This is a genomic window from Arthrobacter sp. SPT-J7, assembly GCF_059089965.1.
Genome location: NZ_JBNHFF010000597.1, coordinates 1 through 366, shown reverse-complemented (window position 1 = coordinate 366; position 366 = coordinate 1). Strand labels below are relative to the sequence as shown.

The following is a 366-nucleotide window of genomic DNA, read 5'->3' as shown; positions in this document are numbered from 1 at the left end:
GAAGCGATTCAATGAACCGATCCATTTGGGTCTTGGCCCAGACAAAAGGACGTTGGAAGCGCGCCGTCTCAATTGGATCGGCATCAGCGGCGTCTAGGCCGAACGTCGGTATCACTATGTCACCGCGTTTCAGCCTTCGAACCAGCCCTTCGGCGTCGAAATCAGTGGTGGAGTAGGCGACTTGAGCGGGGTCAGGGTCGGGAGCGTTCTCGTCTTCGAGCTCCTCCTGGGTTACCTCGGTCTCCCCCTCTTGAAAAGTCGAGGTGGATTGTGGTCCTGTTCCAGTCTCAAGGGAGCTCTCGGTCATGTGTTCAGGGTACCTGTTCGTTAGAGAGGACCTGTCAGCCCAGGCCCCCTGGCCACGCC

1 pseudogene is annotated in these 366 nt (G+C 58.5%); it reads right to left on the bottom strand.

Features of this window, described 5'->3' with window-relative positions:
• Positions 1-307: pseudogene (locus tag AC5RWX_RS34460) on the bottom strand (hypothetical protein); the annotation flags it as partial.
• Positions 308-366 lie beyond the last annotated feature (59 nt).